Below are 12,926 nucleotides of genomic sequence, written 5' to 3' on the forward strand. Positions count from 1 at the left end.
TCAGCGGGATGCCTGTGCCAGGTATTGGAGCATGTTGTCGGCGGCCGACAGCACCTTGGTGTTCATCTCGTAGGTGCGCTGGGCTGCGATCATGTCGACCATCTCTTCGACGACCTGCACGTTCGAGCCTTCGAGCGCGCCCTGCTTGATCTTGCCGAAGGCGCCGTCGCCGGCCTTGCCTTCGTTCGGGTTGCCGCTGGCGGCGGTTTCCTGGAACAGGTTCTCGCCCATCGCCTGCAGGCCGGCCGGGTTGATGAAGCTGGTCAGGGTCAGCTGGCCCAGTTCGGTCGGGGCCACGGCGCCCGGCACGGTCGCGCTGACCATGCCGTTCTCGCCGATGGTGATCGCGGTCGCGTTGTTCGGCACGGTGATCTGCGGCACCAGGGGCAGGCCCTGGGCGTTGACCAGCACGCCGTTCGAGTCGACCTGCAGCTGGCCGGCGCGGGTATAGGCCGGGGTGCCGTCCGGACGGCGCACCTGCAGGAAGCCGTTGCCGGAAATCGCCACGTCGAGCGACTGGCCGGTGGTCTGGATGCTGCCGTTGGTGAAGACCTTCTGGGTGCCGACGACGTGGGTGCCGTTACCAAGCTGGACGCCGTTGGAGACGGTGTTGTCCGCGGTCTGGGCGCCCGGCTGCTTGTCGACCTGGTAGAACAGGTCTTCGAACACGACGCGGTCGCGCTTGAAGCCGACGGTGTTCACGTTGGCCAGGTTGTTGGCGATGGCCTGCAGTTTCGCATCCTGTGCCTGCACGCCGGTCTTGCTGATCCACATTGCTGGATTCATGGTCTACTCCTTGTATGTTTTAAGCGCCGAGGAGGCGGTTGCCCGACTCGTTCATGCTGTCGCTGGCCTTGAACAGGCGCATCTGGATCTCGAAGCTGCGGTTCAGGTTCATGGTCGCGACCATTTCCTCGACCGCCGACACGTTGCTGCCCTCGAGGGCGCGCGGCTTGACGCTGACGGCCGGATCGGCCGGCAGGCTGGCGCCGTCGCGGGCGACGATCAGGCCGGCCTCGTTCTTGGTCAGCTGGGTGCTTTCCGCGTTCACGAGCTTGAGCTTGTCGACCACCTGCATCTGGGTCGCGCCCTCGGTCAGTACCGAGATCGTGCCGTCGGTGCCGATCTCCACCGCGGTGTGCGGCGGCAGCGTGATCGGGCCGCCTTCGCCCATCAGCGGATGGCCGTGCACCGACAGCGCGCCGTTGGCGTCGGTCTCGATCTCGCCCGAGCGGGTGTAGGCTTCGCCGTCGCCGAACTGCACGGCGAGGTAACCCTGGCCGCCGATCGCCACGTCGAGCGGACGCCCGGTCTCGCGCACGGTGCCGGCGCGGGTCGAGATCGCGTCGGATTGCATGGTCGCCATGTGGCGGTCGTCGTAGCCGTAGCCGCCCAGTTCGGTGTTGCCGGCGACTTCCATCGCTGCGCGGAAGCCCGAGGTGTCCAGGTTCGCCAGGTTGTTGGCGTGGACCTGCTGCGAGCGCATCAGGCGCTCGGCGCCGGAAACGGCGGTGAAGATCAGTTTATCCATCTGTCAGCGATCCCGGTGATTACAGAGCCTGCATCAGCGACTGCATCATCTGGTTCTCGGTCGTCAGGACTTTCGAGTTGGCCTGGTAGTTGCGCTGCGAGGTCATCAGACCGACCAGTTCCGACGTGATGTCGACGTTCGAACCTTCCAGCGCGCCGGTGGTCAGCTTGCCCGACAGGCCCACGCCCGGCACGTTGTACAGGGCGGCGCCGGAATCGGCGTTGGCGCTCCAGCTGGTGTCGCTGATCGCCTGCAGCGCGCCTTCGTTGGCGAAGGTCGCGATGGCGACGGTGCCGACCACTTGCGACTGGTCGTTGCTGTACTTGGCCACCAGCGAGCCGTCCTTCGCCAGTTCGACGCCGACGAAGGCGCCCGAGGCGTAGCCGTCGCTGCGGTTGGTGGTGGTGGTGGCTTCGCCGGCGAACTTGGTGGTGCCGGTGTAGTCGATGCTGAAAGCGATCGGGGCCGCGCCGCCTTTCGGGGTCAGGGTCAGCGCCATCGGCGTGGTGCCGGCGACCAGCTGGCCCTTGGCGTCGAACTTCAGGGTGTCGGTCGTGGCTTCGACGGCGTTATCGTCGAACTTGTAGTGGACCGTGACGCTGGTGTCGTCGGCCTTCACGAAATACTGCGACACGGTGTGCTGGGTGCCCAGCGAGTCGTAGACGACCGATTGCTTCACCATGTTGTAGCTGGTCGAATCGGCGGCGTTGAAGGTGCCGGTGGCCGGCGGGGTCCAGTCGGCCGACAGGTTGCCGACGAAGGCGATGCTGGTGGTCGGCGAAGCGTCGATCTGGCCGGTCGGCACCTGGATGTCGCCCATCGGGCCCAGCGCGCCGCCTTTCGACGGACCGTAGCCCTGCACCTTCTTGCCGTTGCTGTCGATCAGGAAGCCCTTGGTGTCGGTCGAGAAGATGCCGACGCGCGAATAGGTCAGGCTGCCCGTGCTGTCGCGGCCGACGAAGAAGCCGCGGCCGTCGATTGCGGCGTCGAGGCCGCGGCCGGTGGTCTGGGTGCTGCCGTTCTGGCCGATGGTCTGGGTCAGCGAACCGACTTCCACGCCGTTGGCCTGGGTGCCGGCATACACCGAGGAGAAGTTCGCGCGGCTGCTCTTGAAGCCGTAGGTGGCGGCATTGGCGATGTTGTTCGAAGTGGCTTCCAGCGATTGGTTGATGGCCTGGATGCCGGACAGTGCGATGTCGAAGCTCATGTCGTTTCCTTAATCTTGATATACGGTGGGTTTACTTGCCGTTGAAGCCGGTAATGGACGAGGGATCGACTTCGCCGACGCCGGCCACCTGGAGCGCCACCGCGCCGTTCGCCACGCGCACGCTGTTCAGGCGCGCGGCGACTTCGATCTGGGGCGAACTGCCGTCCGACGGCACGGCCTGGATCGCGTAGCTGCCCGGCGGCAGGCCAAGCGCCGCCGGATCGATGGTGAACGGCAGGGCGCCCGACGCGTGGGCGCCCAGTTCGATCGTGTGCTGCTGGCCATCCATGCCGGTCAGGACCAGGCTGGTGGCGCTGCTGGCGCCGAGCAGGTTGACGGTGCCGCTGACCTTCCCGTCGCCGAGCTTGAGGCTGGAGGTCGCGACCGTGACCTCGGAGCCCACCTGGCTGCCCATCGCCAGCGTCTGCATGCTTTGCAGGACGCTCGCGTTCGCGGTCGTCATCTGCGACAGGTTCTGCAGCGCTTCGGTCTGCGACAGCTGCGACAGCTGGTTGACGTAGGCAGTCGGATCCTGCGGCGAGAGCGGATCCTGGTTCTGGATCTGCGCCACCAGCAGCTTGGTGAACATGTCGCGGTTTGCGCCGACGTTGACCTGCGCGGCGACCTGGCCGCCGGTTTGCGCGGCGCCCGCGCCGAACTGGTTGTTCGTCGTTGAAGTCGTGGTGACCATGATCAGCCTTCTCCCAGCTTGAGCAGCGACTGCTGCATGGATTTGATACGGCCCAGTACCTCGACGTTGGTCTCGAAGGCGCGCGAGGCGGACATCATGTCGGCCATCTCGGCCACTTCATTGACGTTGGTGTAATAGACCATGCCGTCGGCGTCGGCCTTCGGGTTGCCCGGCTCGTGCGCGCGGCGCAGCGGCTCCGCGCTCTGCACCACGTCCAGCACCTGGACGCCGCCGCCGTTCTGGCTGCCCATCACGGTCGCGAACACCGGCTTGCGCGCGCGATAGGCTTCGGATTCCGAGCCGGCCGCCACGTCCGCGTTGGCCAGGTTGCTGGCGATCGTGTTCAGGCGCACCGACTGCGCCGCCATCGCCGAGCCGGCGATCTGAGAAATGTCCTTGAAACCCATATGATTACTGTCCGTTGATGGCCTTGGCGAGCCCGCGCAACTGCATGTTGATGAAGGTGAGGCTGGTCTGGAAATCCGAGGCGTTCTGCGAGAAGGCCGCCTGCTCGACCCCGATCTCGACGGTGTTGCCGTCGGCGCTGGGGTGGAAGGGGACGCGGTACAGCGGGTCGCCGTCGCTGAGGCTCAGCTCGCCGTTTTCGCTGTCGACGCGCTCCTGGAGCATGGCGCCGAAGTCCACGTCGCGCGCGGTGTAGCCGGGCGTACTCTCGTTGGCGATATTCGCTGCCAACACCTTGGTGCGCTCGGCGCGCAACTCGAGCGCGTCGGCGTGAACGCCGAGCGCGTCCTTGAAATTAATCGTCATGTCCGGAAGCTCCGTCGGTTTTTACTGCGGTGATTGTTAAAATCAGGTTTTTCTCTGACGCTATTCTCTAATGAATGCTTTCCGCAAGGCAACCCTTGTTGCTTCGTCAATCGCACTGTTTTCTGCGTTCGCACAAGCTGCTTCACCCTCACTGCCAGTGCAAATTGAACAAGCCGCCCGGGTCGAACTGGAAAAACAGATGGCCTCCTCGGGCCTGACCGAAGCCCAGTTCGACGTCGCCGTCGTGACCACCCGCGCCGCGCCGCCGTGCGCGCAAAACATCGCCATCGAGCCCCTGGATACCCGCTATCCCCAGCGGATGCGCTTCCTGGCGCGTTGCAACGACACCCCCGGGTGGAGATACGAGTACATCGTCCGGGCCCGTGTAACGGCCATGGTCGCGGTCGCCAGCGGCACGGTCGCCCCCAACGAAGCCTTGACCGATGCACAAGTCACGATCGAGCGGCGTGATATTTCTAACATCGCCGATCCGATCAGTTCGCCCCAGGAAGCTGTCGGACAAATGTCACGCAGAATGTTGCGGCCAGGAGACATTTTGCGCAGTGGACAACTCAGCAGTCCGGTTCTGGTCAAGCGCGGCGACGCCGTCATGATGGTGGCGCGCCGCGAAGGCATCGAAGTCAGCACGGCCGGCGAGGCGCTGGACGCCGGCGCGCGCGGCGCCGTGGTCCGGGTGCGCAATGCCGGCAGCGGGCAGGTGGTGCGCATGCGCGTCGCGGGTCCGGGCACCGTCGAGCCGGTCGACGCCGCCTTCGAACGCTGATTCAGCTGCCGCTCCCCTGCAGTTTGCCGGCCAGGCGCGCGAGTTTCGCCGCGTAGGCCGGGTCGGTCGCATAGCCGCCCTTGGCCAGGCCCTGGGCAAAGGCCTGGGCGTTGCTGCCGGCGCCGAGTGCGCCGCGGAAGCGCGGGTTATCGATCAGCATCTGCGCATAGTCGCGGAACGCGCTGGCCTGGTCCGGGTAGGCGCGGAAACGTGCGCTGGTCTTGAGCGCCGCGCCGCCGACGTACTCGGTGGTGGCGGACTCGGCCACGTCGCCGCGCCAGCCGGCGTTGGCCTTGATGCCGAACAGGTTATGGGTCGAGCTGCCGTCGCCGTTCTTCAGCGGGCGCTGGCCCCAGCCGGACTCCAGCGCGGCATGCGCCGACACCAGTTCCGGCGCCACGCCCAGCTTGTCGGCGGCTTCCTTGGCCCAGGGGGCAATGCTGTCCAGGAAGGCCTGCTGGTCGGGCGAGGCCGCGCCATCGCCGACGATGGCGTTGGCGGCCTGGCTGGCGCGCGCCTGCCAGACCTGGCCTTCCGGCGAGAGGCCGGCGGCGGCGCCCGCGGCGGATAGCGACAGGCCGCCGCCATCCTTGATGAAGGAGGCCACTTCTTCCTGCACCTCGCCGAAGATGCCCTTGAAGCCGCTGCCGCCGCCAAAGCCGGCGGTCGGGCGGGTCGGCGCCGTCGGCGCAGCGGCCGGGGTGCTTGCTATGTTCAGGTCAGCGTGGCGCATACAACTGCTCCTCGCCGTGCAGCACGCGCTGCATCACACTGTACTGGTCCGCCATCAGGGCCGCGTTGCGGGCGGTGGCCCGCTTGCAGTCGCGCACCAGCTGCTCCAGCTGGGCCCAATCGCCGGTCGCGCGTGCGCGCTGCGGCGCCGCCAGGCTGCCGAGCATGTCGTCCATCGTCGCCTGGGCGCCGAACAGGGCGCGCACCAGCTGCACGCGCTGCTGGCGGCGCTGTTCCATGGCGTCGAGCTGGGGCATGAGTTGTTCGGCAAGGCCGCTCAGTTCAGCGCCGCGATGGCGCAGGGCGGCCTGGAACTGGCGTTCCAGCAGCTCGCGGACGGTGGCGCAGGCGCCAAGGTCGGCCTGGATGCCGTCCAGCAGATGCGTCAGCGCCTGGTCTCGGGTCATGCGGCTCATGCGCTTACGCCTTGCTGCCGTGGAAACGCTGGATCAGCCCGGCGAGACGGCCGGCGTCGAACGGCAGCTCGCCCTTTGCCAGGGCGTCGCGCAGTTCGGCGACGCGGGCGCCGTCGAAGTCGGGCATGGCGCGCAGCGCGCTTTGCGCCGGCTGCAGCACTGCCGATTCGAGGGGCGCGCCGGCGGGCGCGGGCGTGGGGGCGGGGGCTGCGGCTGCGCCGCCGGCCTGCGGCGTGATTTGAACGGAGGGAGTGGAGACGCCGGTGATCTTCATGCGTTGTCCTCGGGTTTTCGATTGGATCGTCATGGTTTCTTTGCCATTTGGCTGCGCAGTTCCTTCAGCGCTTCGTCGCCCGGTTTGCTGATCGATACCTCTTTGCCGAGGGATTCGGTCGGGCCCGGGCTGCCGAACATGGTCGCCATGCTGGCGGCCTGGGAGCTGGTCAGGATCAGGAGTTCGATGCGGCGATTGACGGGCGCATCGGGTTTGGCTGCGTCGAACGGGGCGCGGTCGGCCATCCCGACGACCTGAAGGATGCTTTCGTTGCGCATGCCACCGATGAGCAGCTCGGAGCGCGCAGCCAGCGCGCGGTTGACCGACAGGCTCTCGTTGGAGAGGCTGAGCGGACCCTTCCTAGTGTACTGCAAGGAGTCCGTGTGGCCCACAATCAACATCTGATTTTCCATTTTTTCGAACAGGGGCGCCATCGCACGCAACAGTTTTGCGAAGCGCGCGGTCGGCAGCGGGCTGCCGCGCACGAACATGCCCTGGCGATCGGTATCGTGCAGCATCACGCGCAAGCCGTTCGGTGTGATCACCGTGGCAAGGTTCGATGACAGGCCGGCATCGGCGCTCATCTGCTCGAGCGCATGCGCCAGCGCCGCCAGCTCGGACGCCGACTCGTACTTGGCGCGCACGGTTTCCTTGGCGCCATCCTGGGCGCCCTGCCTGATGTTTTGCGGGGCGCCGGTACTCGGCCCTTCGCTGCCGCCATTGCTCCTCGGGAGCTGGAAGCGTTCGATCATGCTGCCGCTGGGGTTGCCGGCGATTTCCGGCTTGCCGCCGCTGCCTTCGATCAGGCCGCTGGCAGCGTTGTCGCGCACGATGTTCTTGGCCGTCTGCGCGTCGCGTGCCGCAATCAGCCACAGCACCAGGAACAGCGCCATCAGCGCCATGCAGAAGTCGGCGAATGCGACCTTCCAGGCGCCGCCGTGCTCATCGTCGTAGTGCCTGCCGCCGCCACGCTTGATGATGGTGTCGCCGTTGTGCTTGTCGCCCTTTTTGTCTGCTTGCATGCTGCGTCTTCCCGTGCCTTATGCGCGCTTCTTGACGGCGCCGGCGTCTTCGCCGTCGGCCATCGCGTTGATCCAGGTTTCCAGCTGGGCGAAGCTCGGCTTGGTGTTCAGCTGGATCAGGCGGCGCCCGGCGTCGATCGCCAGCAGCGGCGGCTTGCCGGCCACGTGGGTGACCAGCACGACCTTCACTGTTTCCATGGTCGAGGCTTCCGAATTGACCAGCTGCTTCATCATTCCCGAGATCGGATCCAGCACGCCGTAGCAGAAGAAAATACCGATGAAGGTGCCGACCATGGCGGCGCCGATGTGTTCCGCGATCTCGGCGGTGTCGGCGCCTTCGCCGACCGAGTTCATGGTGATGACGATGCCCAGCACCGCGGCCAGGATGCCGAAGCCCGGCATCGCCTCGGCCACCTTGTGCAGCGACTTGGACGGCTGCGTCAGTTCCTCGTGGATGGCGTCCAGTTCCTGCTCCAGCACGCCTTCCAGTTCATGGGCGTTGATCTTGCCCATGGCCATCAGGCGGAAGTTGTCGACGATGAAGGCCAGCAGTTTCGGCTCCGCCAGGATCAAGGGGTAGCGCTGGAACATCGGGCTTTCCTTGGGCGCCTCGACGTGGGCGTCGAGCGCCTTCAGGCCGCCGGCAGCGGTCTGCAGCAGTTCGTACATCAGCAGCAGCAGCTGGCGCTGGAATTCGGAGTCGTGCTTGTGCTTGCCCGCGATCTTCTTTATCTGGCCCATCATTTCGCCCAGCACGTGCCTGGGGTTGGCCAGCACCAGCGCACCCAGCGCGGCGCCGCAGATGACGATCAGCTCGTTGGGCTGCCAGATGGCGAGGGCGGTGCCGCCCATCATGACATAGCCGCCGAACACGGCGCCCAGCACGATCAGGATGCCAAGAATTTGCATGGTAATTACCTTTATTTCGTTGAGCGCTTCAGGCCTGGGCCAGCGCCGCTTTCATTTTTGCCAGCGCGCTCTTGTTGAGCTGGCACACGCGGGCGTCGGACAGGTCGAGCACGGCAGCGATTTCCTTGTAGCTGAGCTCGAATTCATAAATCATCTGGATCACGCGCTGCTCGCGCTCGGTCAGCGCATTCAGCGCCTGCTCCAGGCTGCGGCGTACGATGAACTGCTCTTCCGGGCCAGGGCTGCTGCCGGCGCGCTCGCTGGCGTGATCCAGGATCTCGTCGAAGCTGAGCAGTTCCTCGGCGCAGTCGTCGAGCAGGAACTGGCGCCATTCGTCCTGGCTGATGCTCAGGGCGTCGGCGGCTTCCTTGTCGCTCGGTTCGTGGCCCAGCTTGCGGGTGAGGGTGCGCACGGCGTCCCGCATCTTGTGGCTGTCCTGGCGCACGGCGCGCGGACGCCAGTCCTGGCGGCGCAGTTCGTCGAGGATCGCGCCGCGCACGCGCAGGCCGGCGTAGCTGGCGAAACCGGCGTCGGGCGTGCCGTAGCGGCGCAGCGCTTCCAGCAGGCCCATCAGGCCGATCTGCTCCATGTCCTCGCGTCCCATCGCGCCCGATACCTGCGAATTGAGCTGGCGCGCGATGCGCTTCACCAGCGGCGCGTAGGCGACCAGGTGGCGCTGCTCGTCCTTTGCGCTCATCGCCGCGTGCACGGCGGCGTCGGCGTACTCGGTGCTGGCGTAGCTGTCGGCGTAGTCGGTCATGTAACCCACGTTGTCCCCGGCGTTTATTCGATGATCAGCTTGCCGATCATGACTTCCGCAAACGGCTTTTCCGCATGCGTGCGTTCATAGTCGGCGTCGAAGGCGTGGTTCAGCTGCTCGGCGTACTTCTCGACCGTCATGCTCGACGCCTCGGCCATCGTGTAGGCCGACAGCGTGCGCACCGCCAGGCTGCGCAGCAGCGGCAGGTTCTCCTTGGTTTCCTTTTCCTTTTTCGGATCGGTCGCCAGCACCAGGTCGGTCGACAGGTAGTGGGGGGCACCGTCGTCGGCGCCGCGGCGCAGCATGACGATCACCTTGTCGAGGGTGACGTACTTGACCGGCTTGGCTTCTTTTTTCTCGGATTCGGCTTGCTTTGCTACGGCCGTGGCCGTAGCCGGCTTCGGCATGAACCACCACACGGCGCCGCCGGCGACGGCGGCGCTGACGATGACTGCGCCGGCAATGGCGATAATGGTTTTCATCTTGCTCATGGTCGTTGTTCTTTATTCACGCCCGCCCAGCGAGAAACTGGACGCGCCGGACGATGCATTGCCGGCCTCGGCCAGGGCGCGGCCGGGCTGGTGGTCTTCCTGTTCACGGCCCTGCTGGCGGCCGCGGCCCTGTTGCGGATCGCCGAACGGCACGGCGCCATTCTTCGGCGCCGGGGTGACCGTCACCGCGACCTCGCTGAACTGGCGCTGCGACAGGTCGCTGCGCAGGTTGTCGCTGACGGTCTGCAGCTGGCGCAGGACCTCGCCGTTGCTGGCCGAGATGTTCACTTCCAGCGTGCCGGCGCTGTGGCGGATCGCGATGTCGATGCGGCCCAGCTGGGGCGGCTCGAGACGGATCACGGCCTGTTCGATATTGTTGCCGACCTGGACGTGCAGGCGGTCGCCGAGCGCTTCCTGCAGGCTCTGGCGCCATGCAGTCGGCGGGCCGGCCAGCTTGACGGTATCGGCCGCCGGGGCAGCGGCTGCCGGTTGGGCCGGCGCGGCCGCGGCGACGATGGCGGCGCTGCCGGCGGACGTGCCGGCGTGTTCGGCGCCCTTGTCCGGGGCGCCGATATCGCCCGCAGTGCCGGCGACGGTGCGCGGCTGGGCGGCCGGGCGCGCCGCCGGGGCGGCGTCCGGCTGGGCCTGGGCCTGCTGGGCCGGCTTCACCGCGGCCAGCTGGGGCAGGGCGAGGGCGGCGTTGTCGGCGGCAGCGGCCGGCGCGCTCTGGCCTGGCGCAGCGACTTCCTTGCCGTCGCCGGACTTGGCGTCGTGGGCGCCGGCGCCGTCGGCCTCGGCCACGGCGGGCCGGGCCGCCTGCACGGCTTGTGCGATCTGCGCCGGAGACAGCGGCATCAGGGGCATGGCCATGGCGGCCAGCAATGCGCCATCCTGCGGCAGGCTCGGGGCCTGGTCGTCGTCGGCCGCGTCAGTGGCGGCCGCGGGGGCGTCGGTAGCGGCCGCAGGGGCGGCATCGGCCTGTGCGGCGTCCGTCGGCGTGCCGGACTGGACCGCCAGCAAGGCGCCTTGGGCCTGCTGGCCGAGCCATTCGGCGAACGGCAGGGCGGCGCCGGCACCCGGCTGGGCATCCGCGCCCGCCTGCACGGCTTGCGCCGGCTGGGCGCCGTCGGCGTTCTGCGCCGGGGCCGACGGGGAAACGGTGTTCATCAGCATGTTGGACATCATCGTGCGGCCTGGCCGATGCCGTGGTCGGTGTCGCTGTGCATCGCATAGGCGAGCCAGCCGTCTTTGTTGGTGCGCATGTCTTCCAGGCGGCCATGCAGTGCGCGGGCAGCGTTGGCGACCGCCTCTGCGGCATAGTCGTGCGCTTCGCGCAGGCGCTGCAGGGCTGCGCGTTCGGTCTGCGACAGGGGGCCGCGCGCGGCCAGCGCTTCCAGCTGCGGCGCGAGCGCGCGGGTGGTGTCCGCCAGTTGTTCCCACGCGGCGCCGTCGGCGGCGCTGCGCAGCGAATCGGCGATGCGGAGCAGGGCGGTCGACTTATCCATTGCGCGCCTGCACGCCAGCCCAGCCCTGGCGAATCGTGGTCATGATCTTCACGACTTCGTCGACCATCGCCGGATCCTGCTTGATGCCCGCACCGTTCAGGTGATTGCCGCAGAAGGCGTAGAGGTCGGCGAGATTGGCGACGACCTGGCCGCCGCTTTCGGAGTCGAGTGAGCTCGACAGTCCATTCAGGATGTCGACGCACTTGTTGATGCTGATCGCGCGCTGCTCGTAGCGCTTGCCGACGATGTGCGCGCGGACCCGCGCCAGCTCTTCCAGCAGGCCGTCGGTCAGCAGCAGCACGAGTTCGATCGGCGACGCGCTCGAGGTCTGCGCGTCCAGGTTGACAGCGTGATAGCTGCCGTATGCTTCTTGATAAGACATCGGATTATCCCTTAGGACGACTTGTCGTTGCTGAACAGTGCATTGAACATGGAGACATTACTATTCATGGTCGACTGCAGCGTCTGCAGCTCGGTAAACTGTTTTAGGTAGCGCTGGTAGGCCGCGTCGTACTGGGCGTCGAGAGTGGTCTGGCGCTTGCTCAGGTCGGACTGCAGCTTGGTGGTGGCGTCGGTGCGCTGCTTGATCTGGCCATTGGCGCCGTTGCTCCAGGTGTCCAGATACGTGTTGAGTGCGCCCGCAATGCCTTTCGGGCTGCTGGCGCTGGCCGAACCGATCAGGTCGTCCAAGCCGGTCGGGTTGATCGCCAGCTGCTTTGTCAAGCGGGTCGAGTCGAGCGACAGGGTGCCGTCACGGGCCGCGATGATGCCGTAGCTGGCCAGCGAGGTGGTGCCGGTCGAGCGCAGCATGCTGACGAGGCGGCTCTGCAGGGCGCGCACGCCGGCATCGTGGGCAAAGGCGCCGGCTGCCCGCTTGGTGGACGGGTCGCCCGCATCCACCAGGCCGTCGACGCTGGTCTTCAGCTTGTTGTAGGCGTCGACGAAGGCCTGCACGTTCGAGATCGTGCCGCTGGTATTGCCGGCCACGGTCAAGGTCAGCGGCTTGTCGCTCGATGCCTGCGCCTGGTTCACGGTCAGCGACACGCCGTCGATGTTGGTGAAGGTGTTCGACGCCTGGGTGACCGCGGTGCCGGTGCTGGAGTCGGTCGCGTTGAACAGCACGACGGCGTCCTGCGCCTGGGTGGTCACCACGCGCTTGCTCAGGCCGACGCTGGTGGTCAGGCTGGGGTCGACGGTGGCGCCGGCAGTGCCGAGCCAGATGTCGTTGGCCGCGCCGGTGTTCTTCGAGGTCACTACCAGCTGGGCGACGCCGTTCAGGGTTACCACGCCGGCCGAGACCTGGCCGGCATTGGTCGGCTCGCGGTTGATGGCCGCGGCGATCTCGCGCACGCTCAGCGCGCCGTCGCCGTCGGTGTCGGCAGTGGCGTCCAGGTTGACGCTGATCTGCGGAGTGGTAGCGACCGGCGACGGCGGGTTGGTCGAGGGCGAGGCCGGCGGCGCCAGCGTGATCGTCAGCTGGCCGCCATAGGCGGTGCTGCCCAGGCCGTACGAGACCTGGCCGGCGGTGGCGATCTGCTTGACGAACACGTTGTAGCTGCCGGCGGCGGCGGTCGGCTTCGCGGTCGCGCTGCCGATGGCCGTGTTGGACACGGTCGCGCTCTGCGCGAGCATCGACTTGCCGATGCCGGTCAACGAGGCGAGGCTGGACTGGAAGGCCGACAAGGCCGAGCTCAGGGCCGAGAGCGCCTTGGTGGTCGCGGTTGCGGCGCTGGTCTGGTCCGTGATCTGCTGCTGGACGCCGGCAGTCGATTTCTGCGCCAGCGCCTGCGCGGTGCTGGTCGGGTCGTAGGTCGGGGCGGTGATACTGGACAT

18 protein-coding genes are annotated in these 12,926 nt (G+C 67.1%); 1 reads left to right on the top strand and 17 read right to left on the bottom strand.

Annotated features, from left to right (window positions below; all coding sequences use genetic code 11):
* From flgG to flgB, 6 genes are read right to left on the bottom strand one after another with little or no spacing between them, the layout of a single operon-like run.
* A complete protein-coding gene (gene flgG, locus AM586_RS20970) occupies positions 1-786 on the bottom strand; it encodes a flagellar basal-body rod protein FlgG (protein ID WP_197416404.1) in 786 nt (261 codons plus the stop codon).
* 19 nt (positions 787-805) lie between these two features.
* Positions 806-1,531: a flagellar basal body rod protein FlgF gene (locus AM586_RS20975; RefSeq protein WP_047824401.1), complete on the bottom strand. Its 726-nt coding sequence runs from the start codon at positions 1,529-1,531 to the stop codon at positions 806-808.
* A gap of 19 nt (positions 1,532-1,550) precedes the next feature.
* Positions 1,551-2,738 (bottom strand): flagellar hook protein FlgE, encoded by a 1,188-nt coding sequence (locus tag AM586_RS20980; RefSeq protein WP_047824400.1) that lies wholly within the window; start codon positions 2,736-2,738, stop codon positions 1,551-1,553.
* Positions 2,739-2,769: 31 nt separating this feature from the next.
* Positions 2,770-3,429: a flagellar hook capping FlgD N-terminal domain-containing protein gene (locus AM586_RS20985; protein ID WP_047824399.1), complete on the bottom strand. Its 660-nt coding sequence runs from the start codon at positions 3,427-3,429 to the stop codon at positions 2,770-2,772.
* A 2-nt stretch (positions 3,430-3,431) separates the two neighbouring features.
* A complete protein-coding gene (gene flgC / locus AM586_RS20990) occupies positions 3,432-3,836 on the bottom strand; it encodes a flagellar basal body rod protein FlgC (RefSeq protein ID WP_047824397.1) in 405 nt (134 codons plus the stop codon).
* A gap of 4 nt (positions 3,837-3,840) precedes the next feature.
* Positions 3,841-4,200 carry a flagellar basal body rod protein FlgB gene (flgB, locus tag AM586_RS20995; protein WP_047824395.1) on the bottom strand — a complete coding sequence of 120 codons (360 nt, stop codon included), beginning with the start codon at positions 4,198-4,200 and terminating at the stop codon, positions 3,841-3,843.
* Positions 4,201-4,270: 70 nt separating this feature from the next.
* Between flgB and flgA the strand changes: the two genes are divergently transcribed.
* Positions 4,271-4,984 carry a flagellar basal body P-ring formation chaperone FlgA gene (flgA, locus tag AM586_RS21000; protein WP_047824393.1) on the top strand — a complete coding sequence of 238 codons (714 nt, stop codon included), beginning with the start codon at positions 4,271-4,273 and terminating at the stop codon, positions 4,982-4,984.
* A gap of 1 nt (position 4,985) precedes the next feature.
* On the opposite strand, the gene AM586_RS21005 is transcribed toward flgA, so the two are convergent.
* From AM586_RS21005 to fliD, 11 genes are read right to left on the bottom strand one after another with little or no spacing between them, the layout of a single operon-like run.
* Positions 4,986-5,717 carry a glycoside hydrolase family 73 protein gene (locus tag AM586_RS21005; protein WP_047824391.1) on the bottom strand — a complete coding sequence of 244 codons (732 nt, stop codon included), beginning with the start codon at positions 5,715-5,717 and terminating at the stop codon, positions 4,986-4,988.
* The gene (gene flgN, locus AM586_RS21010) at positions 5,704-6,132 is read right to left on the bottom strand and encodes a flagellar export chaperone FlgN (RefSeq protein ID WP_047824388.1); all 429 of its coding nucleotides are present in this window, start codon (positions 6,130-6,132) and stop codon (positions 5,704-5,706) included. Before flgN ends, AM586_RS21005 begins: the two co-directional genes overlap by 14 nt.
* Positions 6,133-6,136: 4 nt before the next feature.
* Positions 6,137-6,439, bottom strand: a complete 303-nt coding sequence (flgM, locus tag AM586_RS21015) for a flagellar biosynthesis anti-sigma factor FlgM (protein ID WP_109370498.1) — start codon at positions 6,437-6,439, stop codon at positions 6,137-6,139.
* A complete protein-coding gene (locus AM586_RS21020) occupies positions 6,436-7,428 on the bottom strand; it encodes a flagellar motor protein MotB (protein WP_047824384.1) in 993 nt (330 codons plus the stop codon). Before AM586_RS21020 ends, flgM begins: the two co-directional genes overlap by 4 nt.
* A gap of 18 nt (positions 7,429-7,446) precedes the next feature.
* Positions 7,447-8,337 carry a flagellar motor stator protein MotA gene (gene motA / locus AM586_RS21025; RefSeq protein ID WP_047824382.1) on the bottom strand — a complete coding sequence of 297 codons (891 nt, stop codon included), beginning with the start codon at positions 8,335-8,337 and terminating at the stop codon, positions 7,447-7,449.
* 28 nt (positions 8,338-8,365) lie between these two features.
* Positions 8,366-9,097: an RNA polymerase sigma factor FliA gene (gene fliA, locus AM586_RS21030; protein ID WP_047824380.1), complete on the bottom strand. Its 732-nt coding sequence runs from the start codon at positions 9,095-9,097 to the stop codon at positions 8,366-8,368.
* A gap of 23 nt (positions 9,098-9,120) precedes the next feature.
* Entirely contained in the window at positions 9,121-9,588 is a 468-nt protein-coding gene (fliL, locus tag AM586_RS21035) for a flagellar basal body-associated protein FliL (protein ID WP_197416403.1), read from the bottom strand.
* A 12-nt stretch (positions 9,589-9,600) separates the two neighbouring features.
* The gene (locus tag AM586_RS21040) at positions 9,601-10,761 is read right to left on the bottom strand and encodes a flagellar hook-length control protein FliK (protein ID WP_162600569.1); all 1,161 of its coding nucleotides are present in this window, start codon (positions 10,759-10,761) and stop codon (positions 9,601-9,603) included.
* 8 nt (positions 10,762-10,769) lie between these two features.
* Positions 10,770-11,093: a hypothetical protein gene (locus AM586_RS21045; RefSeq protein WP_047824378.1), complete on the bottom strand. Its 324-nt coding sequence runs from the start codon at positions 11,091-11,093 to the stop codon at positions 10,770-10,772.
* Complete coding sequence (gene fliS, locus AM586_RS21050; protein ID WP_047824376.1) at positions 11,086-11,475, bottom strand: flagellar export chaperone FliS; 390 nt, start codon at positions 11,473-11,475, stop codon at positions 11,086-11,088. The genes AM586_RS21045 and fliS overlap by 8 nt, the downstream gene beginning before the upstream one ends.
* Before the next feature lie 11 nt (positions 11,476-11,486).
* Positions 11,487-12,926: a flagellar filament capping protein FliD gene (fliD, locus tag AM586_RS21055; RefSeq protein ID WP_047824374.1), complete on the bottom strand. Its 1,440-nt coding sequence runs from the start codon at positions 12,924-12,926 to the stop codon at positions 11,487-11,489.

The organism is Massilia sp. WG5 (assembly GCF_001412595.2).
Taxonomy (GTDB): domain Bacteria; phylum Pseudomonadota; class Gammaproteobacteria; order Burkholderiales; family Burkholderiaceae_D; genus Telluria.